15 protein-coding genes and 1 tRNA gene are annotated in these 14,976 nt (G+C 42.9%); 12 read left to right on the top strand and 4 right to left on the bottom strand.

Annotation, left to right across the window (positions count from 1 at the left end):
• Nucleotides 1-119 precede the first annotated feature (119 nt).
• Together htpG and ACYVNW_RS04880 are read left to right on the top strand one after the other, a co-directional pair.
• The gene (gene htpG / locus ACYVNW_RS04885) at nt 120-2,000 is read left to right on the top strand and encodes a molecular chaperone HtpG (RefSeq protein WP_460678723.1); all 1,881 of its coding nucleotides are present in this window, start codon (nt 120-122) and stop codon (nt 1,998-2,000) included.
• Nucleotides 2,001-2,122: 122 nt separating this feature from the next.
• The gene (locus ACYVNW_RS04880; RefSeq protein ID WP_460678722.1) at nt 2,123-2,632 is read left to right on the top strand and encodes a DUF4251 domain-containing protein; all 510 of its coding nucleotides are present in this window, start codon (nt 2,123-2,125) and stop codon (nt 2,630-2,632) included.
• A 41-nt stretch (nt 2,633-2,673) separates the two neighbouring features.
• On the opposite strand, the gene ACYVNW_RS04875 is transcribed toward ACYVNW_RS04880, so the two are convergent.
• Genes ACYVNW_RS04875 through fdhD form a run of 3 tightly spaced genes read right to left on the bottom strand, consistent with a single transcriptional unit; the run spans nt 2,674 to nt 6,279 of the window.
• The gene (locus ACYVNW_RS04875; protein WP_460678721.1) at nt 2,674-4,989 is read right to left on the bottom strand and encodes an FdhF/YdeP family oxidoreductase; all 2,316 of its coding nucleotides are present in this window, start codon (nt 4,987-4,989) and stop codon (nt 2,674-2,676) included.
• Complete coding sequence (locus tag ACYVNW_RS04870; protein WP_460678720.1) at nt 4,986-5,342, bottom strand: DUF7009 family protein; 357 nt, start codon at nt 5,340-5,342, stop codon at nt 4,986-4,988. Before ACYVNW_RS04870 ends, ACYVNW_RS04875 begins: the two co-directional genes overlap by 4 nt.
• 10 nt (nt 5,343-5,352) lie before the next feature.
• Nucleotides 5,353-6,279 carry a formate dehydrogenase accessory sulfurtransferase FdhD gene (gene fdhD, locus ACYVNW_RS04865; RefSeq protein ID WP_460678719.1) on the bottom strand — a complete coding sequence of 309 codons (927 nt, stop codon included), beginning with the start codon at nt 6,277-6,279 and terminating at the stop codon, nt 5,353-5,355.
• 80 nt (nt 6,280-6,359) lie between these two features.
• On the opposite strand from fdhD, the gene ACYVNW_RS04860 reads away from it, so the two are divergent.
• From ACYVNW_RS04860 to ACYVNW_RS04830, 7 genes are all read left to right on the top strand, one after another.
• The gene (locus tag ACYVNW_RS04860) at nt 6,360-7,172 is read left to right on the top strand and encodes a PASTA domain-containing protein (RefSeq protein ID WP_460678718.1); all 813 of its coding nucleotides are present in this window, start codon (nt 6,360-6,362) and stop codon (nt 7,170-7,172) included.
• Complete coding sequence (locus ACYVNW_RS04855; protein ID WP_460678717.1) at nt 7,132-7,458, top strand: rhodanese-like domain-containing protein; 327 nt, start codon at nt 7,132-7,134, stop codon at nt 7,456-7,458. The genes ACYVNW_RS04860 and ACYVNW_RS04855 overlap by 41 nt, the downstream gene beginning before the upstream one ends.
• Before the next feature lie 27 nt (nt 7,459-7,485).
• Complete coding sequence (gene mltG, locus ACYVNW_RS04850; RefSeq protein ID WP_460678716.1) at nt 7,486-8,544, top strand: endolytic transglycosylase MltG; 1,059 nt, start codon at nt 7,486-7,488, stop codon at nt 8,542-8,544.
• 3 nt (nt 8,545-8,547) lie between these two features.
• Nucleotides 8,548-8,955 (top strand): acyl-CoA thioesterase, encoded by a 408-nt coding sequence (locus tag ACYVNW_RS04845; protein WP_460678715.1) that lies wholly within the window; start codon nt 8,548-8,550, stop codon nt 8,953-8,955.
• A 9-nt stretch (nt 8,956-8,964) separates the two neighbouring features.
• Nucleotides 8,965-9,933, top strand: a complete 969-nt coding sequence (locus ACYVNW_RS04840; RefSeq protein WP_460678714.1) for a YihY/virulence factor BrkB family protein — start codon at nt 8,965-8,967, stop codon at nt 9,931-9,933.
• Nucleotides 9,934-10,032: 99 nt separating this feature from the next.
• Nucleotides 10,033-10,122: transfer RNA gene (locus ACYVNW_RS04835), tRNA-Ser, on the top strand.
• Nucleotides 10,123-10,353: 231 nt separating this feature from the next.
• Nucleotides 10,354-10,875, top strand: a complete 522-nt coding sequence (locus ACYVNW_RS04830) for a tetratricopeptide repeat protein (RefSeq protein WP_460678713.1) — start codon at nt 10,354-10,356, stop codon at nt 10,873-10,875.
• A gap of 113 nt (nt 10,876-10,988) precedes the next feature.
• Here ACYVNW_RS04830 and ACYVNW_RS04825 read toward each other — a convergent pair whose 3' ends face one another.
• Nucleotides 10,989-12,548 carry a M20/M25/M40 family metallo-hydrolase gene (locus tag ACYVNW_RS04825; protein WP_460678712.1) on the bottom strand — a complete coding sequence of 520 codons (1,560 nt, stop codon included), beginning with the start codon at nt 12,546-12,548 and terminating at the stop codon, nt 10,989-10,991.
• A gap of 126 nt (nt 12,549-12,674) precedes the next feature.
• Between ACYVNW_RS04825 and pncB the strand changes: the two genes are divergently transcribed.
• The 3 genes from pncB to ACYVNW_RS04810 all read left to right on the top strand — a co-directional run bounded on the left by pncB (nt 12,675) and on the right by ACYVNW_RS04810 (nt 14,951).
• Nucleotides 12,675-13,841, top strand: a complete 1,167-nt coding sequence (gene pncB, locus ACYVNW_RS04820; protein WP_460678711.1) for a nicotinate phosphoribosyltransferase — start codon at nt 12,675-12,677, stop codon at nt 13,839-13,841.
• Nucleotides 13,842-13,886: 45 nt separating this feature from the next.
• Nucleotides 13,887-14,009, top strand: coding sequence for a hypothetical protein (locus ACYVNW_RS04815; RefSeq protein WP_460678710.1), 123 nt, complete (start codon nt 13,887-13,889; stop codon nt 14,007-14,009).
• 84 nt (nt 14,010-14,093) lie between these two features.
• Entirely contained in the window at nt 14,094-14,951 is an 858-nt protein-coding gene (locus ACYVNW_RS04810) for a glycoside hydrolase family 25 protein (protein ID WP_460678709.1), read from the top strand.
• Nucleotides 14,952-14,976: the final 25 nt, after the last annotated feature.

Genomic DNA, 14,976 nt, shown 5'->3' with positions numbered 1-14,976 from the left:
CAAAATACTTTTTAAAACGAAAAAAACAGGTAGCATACTGACAATTTGACAAGCTAAGCGATTTGGAACAAGGCTTGTTGCAAGGGCATTATCAATCATAAATAAACATTTAGAATATTATGCAGGAAAAAGGAACCATATCGATTCACACGGAAAATATTTTCCCGATCATCAAGAAGTTTTTATACTCAGACAATGAGATATTCTTGCGCGAATTGGTATCAAACGCAGTAGATGCCACTCAAAAAATAAAACGCCTATCATCTTTAGGTCAATACAATGGTGAATTGGGTAAATTACAGGTGGAAGTAGCGTTCGACGAAGCTGCCAAAACCATTACTATATCTGACAATGGTTTGGGTATGACAGCTGACGAGATTAAGAAATACATTAATCAGATTGCTTTCTCAGGCGCTACCGAGTTTGTTGAAAAGTTTAAAGAAGCCAAGGATGCGAACGAAATTATCGGCCGTTTCGGCTTAGGCTTTTACTCTGCCTTTATGGTGGCCGACCAGGTAGAAATTCAAACGTTGTCTTATCAGGATGGCGCTGAACCAGCCCGTTGGGTATGTGACGGTAGCACCCAATTTGAAATTACAGAAGGTAATCGTACTCAGCGCGGTACGGATATCATCCTACATGTTAATTCAGAGTCTGAGGAGTTTTTAAGCAAGCATAAGCTTCAGGAAATCCTGGATAAGTATGCCAAATTCTTACCTGTGCCTATTAAGTTTGGTACCACAGCCGAACAAGAACCTGATGGTGAGGACGAAGAAGGCAAAGCCAAATACAAGTCGGTTGAGGTTGATAACATTATCAATGATACTAATCCTATTTGGACCAAATCTCCTTCAGAACTAAAGGATGAGGATTACCTCAATTTTTATAAGGAATTGTATCCTTTCTCAGAAGATCCGCTATTCTGGATTCACCTGAATGTAGATTATCCGTTCAATCTTACCGGGGTATTGTATTTTCCTAAAGTAAAAAACGACTTTGATTTTCAACGCAACAAAATCAAGTTGTTCTCGCGCCAAGTATTCATCACTGATGAAGTAAAAGATATTGTTCCGGAGTTTTTGATGCTGCTGCACGGTGTAATTGATTCACCGGATATTCCGCTTAATGTTTCGCGCAGCTTTTTACAAGCCGACAGCAATGTTAAGAAGATCAACACCTATATTACCAAGAAGGTAGCCGACAAACTGAGCGAATTATATAAAGCCGACCGTAAAGCGTATGAAGACAAATGGCCGGATATCGGTTTGTTTGTAAAATACGGTTACCTGAGCGATGAAAAGTTCCAGGAAAAAGCTAAAGACTTTGTATTGCTGACTAATACCGAAAAACAGAACTATACGCTTACTGAATACAAAGAAAGAGTTTCGGCTTTGCAAACTGATAAAGACGGGCAGTTGGTATATTTATATACTAACGATCCGGCTAAACAAGATGCTTTCATCCAATCTGCCGGTCGTAAGGGTTATGATGTGTTGTTGATGAACTCTCCTATCGACAATCACTTTATTAGCTCATTAGAGCAGAAGCTCGAAAAAACTTCATTGAAACGTGTGGATGCAGATGTTGCTGACAAGCTGATTAAGAAAGACGAGGCGCCAGAAACCGTACTTACCCAAGAGCAAACTGATAAGGTAAAAGCGATATTCGACAAGGCTATTAATAAACCTGCTTACAGAGTTGAATTGGAAAGCTTAAACCCTGAAGAATTGCCTGTTACCGTTACCATGGATGAGTTTATGCGACGGATGAAAGATATGGCAGCTATGGGTGGCGGCATGGGCTTTTATGGTAATATGCCTGACAATTATAAAGTAATTGTAAATGGCAACCATAAACTGATTAGTCGTATGCTCGAAGCTGATGAAGCTACGCAGACACAACTAGCCAAACAAGCGTTTGACCTGGCCTTGCTTTCGCAAGGCTTACTTACCGGTGCAGAGCTTACCGAGTTTGTAAACCGTAGTGTAAGCTTAATATAATCAGATAACGCTTATCTATACATTATTAACGGGCTGCCCTGTAAAGGCAGCCCGTTTTATTTTAATAAAATTATACAACAAACCTCAAATTATCTGTTATTCTACTAAATAACAATTTAATTATGAGCGCACTAAGATATACAGCTGTATTGATTGTTGCATTACTTTGCAGTACAGGTTTAAAAGCACAAAATAATAAGCAGGCTAAAGAAGCCGCTACCAAAACTTTAATTGAGAGCAAAAATTACACCTTTGTAGCTCAGTATGCGAATCCCTTAGGCGGAGGGCACCGGTATTTGAATTACAGTTATGATTTAAGGGTAAGGCCTGATTCTGTAATTGCATATCTGCCTTATTTCGGTGTAGTGCAGTTCGCTGCGCCTTATAACCCAACTGATGATGGTGTTAAATTCACCTCAACAAAATTTGGTTACCAGCAGGTGATAAAAAAGAAGAACAAGTACACTATTACCATTACACCCAAAGACGCAGGTTACATACAGCGATTAACGCTTACTACATCTACCAGTGGGTATGCTAACCTGCAAATCCTCATCACCAACCGTACTTCTATAAATTACGATGGTTATATTACAGACACCCCCAAGAAAAAAGATCTGGCTGCTAATTAAAAAAAGGCTGATGTAATGTACATCAGCCTTTTTATTGAGTTCTATTCTTCAATATGAGGTCTTAGCCTGATCATAATCAGTTTTGTTGTTGGCGTGTTACTTTTTACGGCTACACTGGAAATTGGAAATAACACGTTACTTTCCGGATAATAAGTGGCCGTGCATCGCTCCGGAATGTTATATTCTACTATAACGAACAAGCGGGCCACCCGTTCTATACCATCATAAACATTATATAAATCTACTTTATCTCCGGGTTTAAAGCCTGCTTCAGCAATATCTTTAGGGTTCATGAATATTACGCGGCGCTCGTCATGAATACCGCGGTATCTGTCCTGCAGTCCATAAATGGTAGTGTTGAATTGGTCGTGGCTACGTATGCTGGTCATCATGTACTCGCCTTTGCGTAAGTGATGTTTCGGCAAGCGGGTAATGGTAAACTGCACTTTTCCGGGCGTTTCGTCGGTCTCAAAATCGCCAATGCGCGGCGCATTGGGTAAGTAGAAGCCACCAGGTTTTCGCACCTGCTTATTATAGTTGTCAAAGCCGGGTACTACCTTTTCAATAACGTCACGCACATGGTCATAATCAGTGGCGTACTTGTCCCAGTCTACAACTGTGCGGTCTCCTAAAACTGCTTTAGCCAGTTCACAACAAATGCGTGTTTCGCTTCGTAGGTTATCTGATACCGGCTCAAGCATTCCTTTTGATTGCTGCACAACACCCATAGAGTTCTCGCAGCTCACAATCTGTTCCTTTCTCCCGGTTAAATCCTTATCGCTTCGGGCTAAAGTTGGCAAAATGATCGCCTCTTTGCCATGCACTAAATGGCTTCGATTGAGTTTGGTAGATACGTGTACGCTTAAATCCAGTTTGCGCATCGCCTCTGCTGTAAATGTGGTATCGGGCGTTGCCGACAAGAAGTTGCCGCCCATTGCGAAGAATACCTTCAACTTACCTTCGTGCATGGCTTTAATGCTATCAACAACATCATAGCCATGTTCGCGTGGGGGTTCGAAGCCGAACACTTCTTTAAGTTTGTTAAGTTGTTTTTCGTATGGCTTATCGTAAATTAACATGGTACGGTTACCCTGCACGTTGCTGTGCCCTCTAACAGGGCACAAACCAGCGCCAGGCTTACCGATGCTGCCCTTCAATATAGCCAGGTTTACAATTTCTTTAATGGTATCTACACCGTTTTCATGTTGAGTAATACCCATTGCCCAACAAATGATGATGCGGCTCTTATTTTCCAGCATCTTAGCAGCTTGGCGTATCTGGTCTACAGGTACACCGGCAGCCTGGGCCAAATCCTCGAGGTTATAACGCTCCAAACTTTCAATAAACTTGTTGAAGCCTACGGTCTTGTTCTCAATGAACTCATGATCGAAGACATTTTTAGGCGATGCTTTTTCGGCTTCGAGCAACAACAGTTCGATAGCCTTAAGCAATGCCATGTCGCCATTAATTTTAACCTGCAGGTATAAGTCAGCCAATGCCGTACTGATACCCAATATGCCCTTAGGCGCTTGCGGGTTTTTAAAGGCAATCAGGCCAGCTTCGTGCAACGGGTTAACAGCAATTATTTTCGATCCGTTTTTCTTGGCCTTCTCCAGCGCAGTAAGCATTCGCGGGTGATTGGTGCCCGGGTTTTGCCCCATAATGATAATGACGTCTGTATCATAAAAATCATTCAGCGTTACAGTACCTTTGCCAATACCAATAGCCTCAGCCAGGGCCACACTGGTAGATTCGTGGCACATATTTGAACAGTCGGGCATATTATTAGTACCATACTCGCGTACAAACAACTGGTACATAAACGAAGCTTCGTTACTGGTGCGGCCTGAAGTATAAAATGCGGCTTCGTTGGGCGAAGCCAGTCCGTTTAAATGTTGCGCGATTTTTTGATAAGCCTCATCCCAACTGATGGCCTGGTAATGTGTACCACCGGCCGGTAAGTATACCGGCTGTGCAATGCGGCCCTTTTTGCCAATTTCCATATCCGTTAGCTTCGCTAAATCAGCAACGGCATTATTAGCAAAAAATTCAGGCGTCAGCTTTTTTAACGTTGCTTCTTCCGCTAATGCTTTAGCACCGTTCTCGCAATATTCGGCAATGGGTGAGCGGTCATCATCCGGATCAGGCCAGGCGCAGCTCGAACAGTCGAAACCATGCTTCTGATTCATTTTCAGCAAAGCCCCCATACCCCGTATCGGGCCGGTTTCCTGCAAAATATCTTCAAAAGCAGCCATCACAGCCGGTACACCGGCCGCCCATGTTTTAGGTTCAGTCACCTTTAGGTCCGACAACTGTTCCGGGTTTTCCGCGTTAGGCACTTCATTCAATTCGCTCATGATCGTTTTTCGGCTAAGGGATTGGGATAATTGTCGCTTTGATCTTCATCTACATTTTCAAGGCAGGTAAAATCTTTTTCAACCAATAAATACAAAGGATCGCCTTTGCAGTCAAAGCCTACACGATCTGTATTTATCCATTCATCGGCCATCTGCTCAGGAACATTGAGCGTAATAATGTTATTCTTTAAAGTGGCGGTGAGTTGTGGGCCTGCAAAACGCTGCAATACATAGGTAAGCGTTTCATCGCCGATGTGTACTTTTTCAACTACCACACCTTCGTGGGCAAATCGCGCTACTTCTGAACGGGTTAAGCGAAACCTAAGTGAATCACTTTTCAGTCGGATCTTCATATAAAATTTTTTATTCTATAACGACACGCTGCGGCGCCGTATAAATATTAAAGCGTTGATGGCGTAGGAACCCAATCAGGGTTATATTAAATTCTTTTGCTAATTGTACAGCCAAGGTAGAGGGTGCTCCTACCGCAGCCACCATACGGATGCCTGCCATAGCTGCTTTTTGTATCAACTCAAAGCTGGCTCTTCCGCTAAGTAAAAGGATATGTTGGTTTAAGGGGAGCAGCGTACTGGCCAATGCTGCACCAATCAGTTTATCCAAAGCGTTATGCCGGCCTACATCCTCACGTACGAAGAGCAAACGGCCTTGCTGATCAAATATAGCAGAAGCATGCAAGCCTCCGGTATCTGAAAATATTTCCTGATGCGCACGCAAAGTAGCCGGAAGCTGGTGTAAAATGGAGGCCCACATCTGCAATCCGTCTAAATCGTTTTTATACGAACTTACTGTGCGGATAGCGTTTATAGATGACTTACCGCATACGCCACAGCTCGAGGTGGTGTAAAAATTACGGTCGGCCTGATGCAGGTTGGGTTCAAAACCGGGTTTCAATACAACCTCAATAGTGTTTTCTCTATTTTCGGCACAAGCAAACAAAGCCTGTTCTACCCTTTCTATAGCATCCGCACCAGTGATTATTCCTTCGGTAAATAGAAAACCTGTTGCCAGTTCGGCATCGTTACCTGGCGTGCGCATGGTAACAGCGATGGTTTTATTTTGCTGATGGGTGCCGTTATTATAAGTTAGCCTGATCTCCAAAGGTTCTTCGGTAGCAAGCATATCATCTACCTCAACAGTTGTTAAATCAGCTGTCACTTTGGTGATTGGGAAGGCAGAAGCGGCTTGGACGAGCATCATCAAATATAATACAAAATACGAATAGCCTTTGTTCTGTATTGCGGGTTTTGTAACCGGTTTGATATAATGCATGCTGATGCGATATTCCTAAAAATGAGAAAATATCCCTATGTTTGATTGCTGATTAACAACAGCGCTTGCAAGTACTTTCCATGAGCAAATTTGGAACTTATATAAAATCCCGGGATTTCCGTGTTAACCTGATCGCTGCTATCGGAACCCTGATTGCAGTGTTGATTATTGCTTATTTAAGCTTAGGTTATTATACTCGCCATGGTTCTGGCGTACCAGTGCCTGCACTTAAAGGATTGACTATTGACCGCGCTATGGCGCAACTGGAAGAGCAGGGCTTTCGCTACCAGATAGATTCAGTTTATATACAAGATAAAGCTCCGGGTACTGTACTTGAACAAGACCCCGATGCAGGCACTAACGTTAAGGAAGGACGGACAATTTACCTTACCATTGTTACCCGCATTGCACCCGATGTATCGCTGCCTGATTTAGATCAGAGCACCTATCGGGAAGCTGTAGCTATTTTAGCCAATTATGGCTTGAAGGTGAGTGATACCACTTATACATCAGACATTGCCCGCGACCGTGTATTGGCTATTAAGTTTAACGGACAGGTGTTAAAGGCGGGCGACAAAATTCCGAAAGGTTCCGGCATCAGCCTGGTACTGGGTGATGGTGCAGGCGCCAGCGAGCAAGATATTCCTGATTTAATCAACCAGGATTTAGATGCTGCTAAATTTGCCATTAAAGGTGCAGGTTTCACATTAGGTGATATTACTTACGAAGGCACCATTACAGATTCTACAACTTTGGTGGTTACTGCGCAATCACCTATGCGAAGTGATTCTTTAGCCAAAGCAAGTATAGGTACCCGTATTAATTTAACCGTTTCTCAGGCCCCAAAAACAAATGAGCAACAGCAACCCCCACCCAATCAGCAACAACCTTAACGCATCTGTATTGGTTGAACGTTTGCGGCAGGGCGAAGAGCTGTTGCTAATTGATGTTCGGGAACCAATTGAATTTCACACCTACAATATTGGTGGTATGAACATTCCATTAGGCCTGTTACATGAGCAAATTGAAGATTTGGACATAAATACAGACCAGGAAATCATTGTACTGTGTAAGGTTGGGCTTCGAAGCAAAACAGCACAAAAGGTGTTACAGCAATTGGGCTACACACAAGTAAGAAATCTAGAAGGTGGCCTTATGGCTATACAGAAAATAAAATAACAATAAACAAAGCTTTTTAAGGCAAACATGGCAGCACAACAAAATACATCAGGCAGTAAAACCCGCAAGTTTGTGGTCGCACTAGTGGGCGTTATCATATTGGCATTAATTATAACCGGTATTAACTACTATTTACGTTATTGGGGGCCAAACGTAACCGGCAATCAGCAGTATTTGTACATTCATACCGGTGATACATTTGATGATGTGTATCATACTATTCAAAAAGAAAACATCGTACGCGATACTACCACCTTTTTATGGTCGGCGCATAATATGAATTACGTAAACGGGCACATTAAACCGGGTAAATATAAATTAACCGAAGGCATGAACAACCGTCATTTCATTAATATGCTGAAGGCGGGGAACCAGGAGCCGGTAACATTAAACTTTCATAATCTGCGCTTGAAGAGCCAGTTTGCCAAGTTTATTTCTACCCAACTTGAGCCGGACAGTGCATCGATCAATCGCCTGCTTGATTCTACCGCTTTTATTCAGAAATACGGTTTCAATACTGATAATGTGTATACCATGTTCCTGCCCAATAGCTATCAGATGTACTGGAATACTACGCCCGAAAAGTTTTTCAAACGAATGTACAGCGAGTATGAGAAATTTTGGACACCTGAACGCAAGCAAAAAGCAGCAGCGCTAAACTTAACACCCGTACAGGTATCTATCCTGGCTTCTATAGTAGATGCTGAAGCTTTGCATGACGATGAAATGCCGACTATTGCCGGCTTGTATCTGAACCGATTGAAAAAGGGTATGAAACTGGAAGCCGACCCTACCGTAATTTTTGCCACCGGAGATTTTACCATTAAACGGGTACTAAATAAATACTTGGTTAACCCATCTCCCTATAACACTTACCAGCACACCGGCCTGCCTCCGGGGCCCATCATGATGCCTTCGGTTAACGCCGTGAAATCGGTATTGAATTATAAACAGCACGATTATATTTATATGTGTGCCAAAGAAGATTTTTCTGGTTACCATAACTTTGCTGATAACATGGCGCAGCACCAGGCAAATGCCCGCCGCTTTCAACAGGCTTTAAACGAGCGGGGTATTAAGCGTTAAAGTATGTTTGAGCATACCACCAAAATACGGGTGCGTTACGGCGAAACCGATCAGATGGGCTACGTTTACTATGGCAATTACGCAGAGTTTTACGAGGTTGGCCGGGTAGAAATGCTGCGCAGCCTGGGCATGACTTATAAGGAAATGGAAGCCTCGGGTATTATGATGCCTGTGTTGGAGCTAAAATGCAAATACATAAAGCCTGCCCGCTATGATGAAGAATTACAACTCAAAGTGATTATGGAAAAGATGCCGGGGGTACGCATTCATTTCAGGTATGAGTTGTATAATGAAGCTAATGAGCTTATAAACATTGGCGAGACCTTATTGGTATTTGTTAATATGCAAAGCAACCGCCCCTGTTTGCCTCCACAAGATTTCATGGAGCGTTTGAAGCCGTTCTTTGCGTAAATTCGCTTTATGAAATGGGTGCACCGGTTTTTAAACCACTTTGCGTGGTACCGCTACTTTGTGGAGTGGACTAAAACCGTGTATTTGCCCGGCTTCAGGCCATTGCCATTGCACACTGTTTCCGTATTCTTCTTCAAAGAGATACAACAGGAATCACTCGCAAATAAAGCCTCCACGTTGGCTTTTAATTTTATGCTGGCGCTTTTTCCGGCTACTATCTTTTTGTTCACCCTGATTCCCTATATCCCTATCTCCCATTTTCAGGACAATTTATTGCAATTACTGCGGGTAATTTTACCCAGTAATACTTACCTGGCATTGAGGGGCACACTCGACGATATGGTTAAACATCAAAACGGAAAGCTGTTGTCATTCGGTTTTGTTTCTGCCTTGTATTTTGCGGCTAATGGCGTATATACATTAATGCGGGCATTCAACAAATCATCGCTGATTACAGAAACCCGTAGTTGGGTTAAGCGCCGCAGTATATCGCTGCTGCTCACGGTGATGATTAGCTTTGCTTTTATGCTGGCCATTTCGGTACTAATTGCCGGGTTGCGGTTGCTTAAATTTTTTAAATCGAAGGTGTTTTCACATGGTAGTTTCTGGGCAGTGCTCGTTACCATGTCGCGCTGGTTGGTAGTCATTGCCATTTTTTATGTAACCGTGTCCATCCTATACCGCTATGGGCCGGCGCACAAACGGCGCTGGAAATTTTCGAGCCCAGGGTCTATTTTGGCAACCACACTGGCAGTAATTACTTCATTGGGCTTTAGTTATTATATCAATCACTTTTCATCTTACAACAAGATATACGGCTCTATTGGCACATTGATTGTAATGATGCTTTGGCTATACTTGAACTCATTTATCATCTTAATTGGCTTTGAACTAAACGCCAGCATTGACCTTTCCAAGCGAAGTGTGAAGGTAGAAAGGCCAAAAACGAATGCATTTCGAGCCAATACTAAAATTTAAATTGCTCATTTTGAGCCGCTTTAAATTTTAGTTCCCATTATTTCAAAAAAAAGTGAAATCAAATTTGCCAATTCAGTCCGGATTTGTACTTTTGTCCCCGGAGAGTTGGCAGAGTGGTCGATTGCGGCAGTCTTGAAAACTGTTGAACTGTGAAAGGTTCCTGGGGTTCGAATCCCTAACTCTCCGCCAAAAAAGCTGCTTGATTCAAGCAGCTTTTTTATTATAAAAATCAATACATTCATGTTAAAATTTACACATATCCAATTTAACCGCAGCATCGGGTCTTCCCGGATGATGGGGTTGGGCATGCGGTAAGTTTCCCTCCCCTCTCCCTTTGCGGGTAATCTTTTTATAGTATTTAATTAATTAATCGTTTGCAGCTTATTTGTCAAGCAATCTGCAAACCATAATCCCATATTTATGGACATCTTATACCAGGCAGACGAAAAATATCTGCAGGCGGTTGAAGAGCTTACATATGGCGAATTGCCTAAAGCTCTTCACTTGTTTAACAACCTCATTGATACAGAACCCGATCATGCCAGGGCTCATTATCAATTAGGCAGCTTATATCACTATCAATTTAAAAACTATCAAACAGCCGGTTATCATTATAAAACGTGTATCACTGTTGAACCGCAGTTTCCGGATGTTTATGTTCATTATTTAAACCTGCTGATTACTTTAAAAATGTATAAAAGCATTTACCCGACGGCAAATAATGCGTTGCGTACTCCCGGCGTTTGTGAAAGCGATATTTATATTGTTTTAGGTAATTACGAGGAAATCCAGCATAACTGGAAGGAAGCTCAGCAGCATTACTTAAAAGCCGGCTCATCAACTGCAGAGAGCAGCCAGTATAACATTGCGCAGGATCACCTTAAACGCTTGGCATCAAAACAAGATGGTTTGAGGAGAATGAAGTACACATACCAGGTATAGCCGGTGCTTTAGATGTATAAACCCATCTATTTACGGACACTTCGGCAACACGAAAGGCAAAAACAAAAAAGCACTGCGGATGGCAGTGCTTTTTTTTGTTGATATGAGATAGCTTAATCCAAGCCGCCCTTGCGGGTTGCTTTCACCGGAGTTGGCCACTTTAAGCCTTCTGTTTTGGTGTTAGAAGCTCTTTCTGGGTCTTCGCTTGCCATATAGACCATAATGGCAGCTAACAATGCGTTATTTTTCAAATCATCAAATACAATTTTATCATAAGTGTCGCGGTTGGTGTGCCAAGTATAGTTACCATATGACCAACTTAATGAACTTAGAGAAAACCCGGGGGCGCCTGCTGCTACAAAAGATGCAAAATCTGATCCGCCACCACCCGGCGCACCAGGGAAACTTGTTGTAATACGGTTTTTAATTGTATCGGGTACAGCATTGAGCCAACGGGTAATATAATTTTTGGCGTCAGCAAAACCCTGGCCCGATATATTCACCACCCGGCCGGTACCATTATCCTGATTAAACAAGGCTTGCAGATTTTGAACAATTTCAGGATGATCTTCTACGAAAGCGCGTGATCCGTTCAATCCTTCTTCCTCGCTTCCCCAATGACCTACCAGTATGGTGCGTTTAGGGTGAGGGTAAAACTTCTTCAGCAGCCGCATTGCTTCCATCATGGTAAGGGTGCCGGTACCATTATCTGTTGCTCCGGTTGCACCGTCCCATGAATCAAAATGTGCTGAAAGCATCACGTACTCGTTGGGCTTTTCACTACCCTTAATTTCGGCAATGGTATTGAAAGTAGGCACCACCCCCAATTCTCTAGATTCGGTATGCATACTAATCATTGGTTTACGGCCCGATTGGCTTAAGCGGTATAGTAAACCATAATCTTCTAAAGCAATATCAACTGTAGGTACTTTTTTGGTATAGGCGCTGAAGATTTTATCAACCCCGAAACCTGCAGACCAGTTATTGGTAAGTATGCCTGCGGCGCCGGCATTTTCTAATGCCATGGATAGTGTTCTGGCATTATAGCCTGTTTTTTTAATTCGGTTGCGCCATGCGGTATTCATATATGCGCGATCCTCTTTCATTTTTTCAAAAGAGGATGGCAATGCAAATTCTTTCCAGTTTTCATCTGGCCGGCCGGTAGGCTGCGCCATTGATATCATTACAAATTTACCTTTAACACTACTCATCCACTGCTGGTAAGCTACTGAATCTGCCAAATCAGGCAATACCACTACTTCAGCAGTTACTGTTTTGTTTCCCATGCCGGGGCTCCAGGCCAGTTGTGTGCCTTCTAATGATTTTACCCTGGGCGAAACCATATCAATATGTGATATGCCACGCTCCCATCCGCGCCACTCTCCCCACTTTTCGTTGCGGGCGCTTACGCCCCAGCTTTTGTATTTAGCTACGGCCCAATCATTAGCCTGCTTCATTTGCGGTGTTCCTACCAAACGCGGGCCAATACCGTCAATCAGTTCATGTGCCAGCTTTTCGAGCTGTGAATTAGCAGTTTCTTCCTGCATCATTGAATTGATTACATTTTTACCTGACTGCGCAAAAGCAGTCTGATGAAGCAGAGCAGCACCTGCTATTAAAACAAGCGTTTTACCCTGAGTTGTGAATTTTGAATAAAGGCGATTAAATTTCATGCTCTCAAATTACATATTTCGGTTTAGTTGTCCTAATCAAAGTTTTCAGATGGCAATGATCCATCTAAGCCAACAAACCGTTTGGCCTCAAATGCGGTTACTTCTTTACTCTAACTATAAACCACTGTGAAGCTAATTTCCATTTTAGATAACGACTTTTATAAATTTACGATGCAGCAAGGCGTCATCCGCCTTTTTCCGGGTGCAAAGGCACGTTATGCATTTATCAACAGAGGGCAGCATTCTTTTCCACCGGGTTTTGCAAAAGCCTTACAAGATTCTGTTCAACAAATGGCCGGCTTGCGATTAACAGCAGAAGAAAAGCGGTTTCTGGCAATTACCTGTCCCTATTTAGACCCTGTTTATCTGGATTTTTTAGAAGGATACAGGTATAACCCTTCTGAAGTAAACATCTGGCAAGAAGGCGACCAGTTACAGGTTAGTGTTGAGGGCTCATGGTACCGTACCATTTTATGGGAAGTGCCGCTCATGAGTATGATATGTGAGTTGTATTACGAACTCAATCACCTGCCCCGCATCACTGATGACGAAGTTAAAGAACGCACGCGTCAGAAAATTGAAAACTACCGAAGCTTAGGCGTAACCATCGCCGAATTTGGAACCCGTCGACGGCATTCTTATCAGGTGCAACGCTTGGTGGTGGAGGCATTAAAAAAATATGGAGAAGGCGCTTTTGTGGGCAGCAGTAATGTACACTTAGCCATGCAGTACCAAACCAAGCCTATTGGTACACATGCGCACGAATGGTTTATGTTTCATGCCGCACGTTACGGATTTAAGATGGCCAATCTTTTAGGTTTGGAGCATTGGGTACAGGTGTATCGGGGCGATTTAGGCATTGCTTTATCAGACACTTACACCACTAACGTATTTTTCAAGCAGTTTGATAAAATGTATTCAAAACTATTTGACGGTGTACGACATGATAGTGGTGACCCACTGCTTTTCGCAGATGGAGTTATTGAGCACTACCAGCAAATGGGTATCGATCCGCTAACTAAGACCATTATTTTTTCAGATGCATTAAATTACGAGAAGGTAGCCCGCATTGTAGCGCATTGTCGCAATCGTATTGGCATGTCGTTCGGAATTGGTACCAGCCTGACCAACGATGCTGGTCCGAAGCCAATGAATATTGTGATTAAAATGACCGAAGCACATGCCGAACATGGGGAGTGGACACCTGTGGTTAAACTTTCTGATGAGCACGGTAAGTACACTGGGGATGAAAAAACCATTCAATTGGCCAAAACCATATTAGAGATTGCCTGATACAAATCTTGCAACAGGTTTTATTTTTCATTGTATCTTTGGCTGATGTCAGATACCAAGGAAGACTACTCATTCTGGACAAGATACAAGCAATTTGCTGGTACCGAAGTGCTAATGTATGTAGTGATGATTGTGCTTATAGTGGTTGGTATAATTTTATTTAGTTAACCACAGCACACACCATTATCTGTTTCATAAATTTGTGTTGTGATTCCCCCTAATGATAAGCCGAAACCTCGTGCGCCAAGAACTGTGAAAAAGCCGGCGGCTACCAGCGTCCCTAAAAGAAAAGCGCCGGTTAAGAAAAAAAAGAAAACGGCATCCACCTTTCCCTGGAAAAGTTTAGCTGTAGCCTTTTTCCTGATCCTGCTTTCACCTTTTTATTATGGCTATATAGTTAAAACTTTTGTATCAGCCTGGCGCTGGGTTAGAGATATTGGCGAAAACCCTGAATACCGTACTTATCGCAGCTTCAATATTCGTATACCCCGCCGATACACCATACATGGTATTGATGTATCTTACGCTCAGGGCCGCATTAACTGGAAAAAGGTAAGCACCATGCGTGAAGACAGCGTGCACATCACTTTTGCTTTCATTAAAGCTACAGAAGGTTTGTTAAAAGTTGACCCTTATTTTAAACGTAACTGGCGTGAGGCTCCGAAAGCAGGTATTGTTTGCGGAGCGTATCACTATTTCAGGCCACGCATTAATGGCAAGTGGCAGGCCCGATTTTTCATGCAAAACGTTGAGTTAGAAAAAGGCGACCTGCCAATGGTTGTAGACGTAGAAACGCTTGATGGCGTTGCGCCTGCTGCTATGCGTAAGGAACTGCAGGCTTTTCTGACCGCTATAGAAAAACGCACACAAGCCAAACCGATTATCTATTCCGGGCTGAGTTTTTATCAGGATTATCTGAAAGGATATTTTGCAGATTACCAGTGGTGGCTGGCCCATTACAACCAGCCCGAGTTGAAAGTGAGTCGTACAGAAGGCTGGCAATTCTGGCAGCACTCCGATCACGCGCGGGTAAGTGGTATCAACCATCGGGTTGATTTTGATGCTTTCAGGGGAGATAGCATTGCATTTCAGCAAATGCTGATACATTGATGTAATGTTTTTGTTTCATTTGCTT

This window comes from Mucilaginibacter koreensis (genome assembly GCF_054783355.1).
This window is presented reverse-complemented; position numbering and strand designations above follow the sequence as displayed.

Coding starts and splice junctions, on each gene's coding strand:
- htpG (WP_460678723.1), top strand. CDS start 120: ATGCAGGAAAAAGGAACCATATCGATTCACACGGAAAATATTTTCCCG.
- ACYVNW_RS04880 (WP_460678722.1), top strand. CDS start 2,123: ATGAGCGCACTAAGATATACAGCTGTATTGATTGTTGCATTACTTTGC.
- ACYVNW_RS04875 (WP_460678721.1), bottom strand. CDS start 4,989: ATGAGCGAATTGAATGAAGTGCCTAACGCGGAAAACCCGGAACAGTTG.
- ACYVNW_RS04870 (WP_460678720.1), bottom strand. CDS start 5,342: ATGAAGATCCGACTGAAAAGTGATTCACTTAGGTTTCGCTTAACCCGT.
- fdhD (WP_460678719.1), bottom strand. CDS start 6,279: ATGCATTATATCAAACCGGTTACAAAACCCGCAATACAGAACAAAGGC.
- ACYVNW_RS04860 (WP_460678718.1), top strand. CDS start 6,360: ATGAGCAAATTTGGAACTTATATAAAATCCCGGGATTTCCGTGTTAAC.
- ACYVNW_RS04855 (WP_460678717.1), top strand. CDS start 7,132: ATGAGCAACAGCAACCCCCACCCAATCAGCAACAACCTTAACGCATCT.
- mltG (WP_460678716.1), top strand. CDS start 7,486: ATGGCAGCACAACAAAATACATCAGGCAGTAAAACCCGCAAGTTTGTG.
- ACYVNW_RS04845 (WP_460678715.1), top strand. CDS start 8,548: ATGTTTGAGCATACCACCAAAATACGGGTGCGTTACGGCGAAACCGAT.
- ACYVNW_RS04840 (WP_460678714.1), top strand. CDS start 8,965: ATGAAATGGGTGCACCGGTTTTTAAACCACTTTGCGTGGTACCGCTAC.
- ACYVNW_RS04830 (WP_460678713.1), top strand. CDS start 10,354: ATGGACATCTTATACCAGGCAGACGAAAAATATCTGCAGGCGGTTGAA.
- ACYVNW_RS04825 (WP_460678712.1), bottom strand. CDS start 12,548: ATGAAATTTAATCGCCTTTATTCAAAATTCACAACTCAGGGTAAAACG.
- ACYVNW_RS04815 (WP_460678710.1), top strand. CDS start 13,887: ATGTCAGATACCAAGGAAGACTACTCATTCTGGACAAGATACAAGCAA.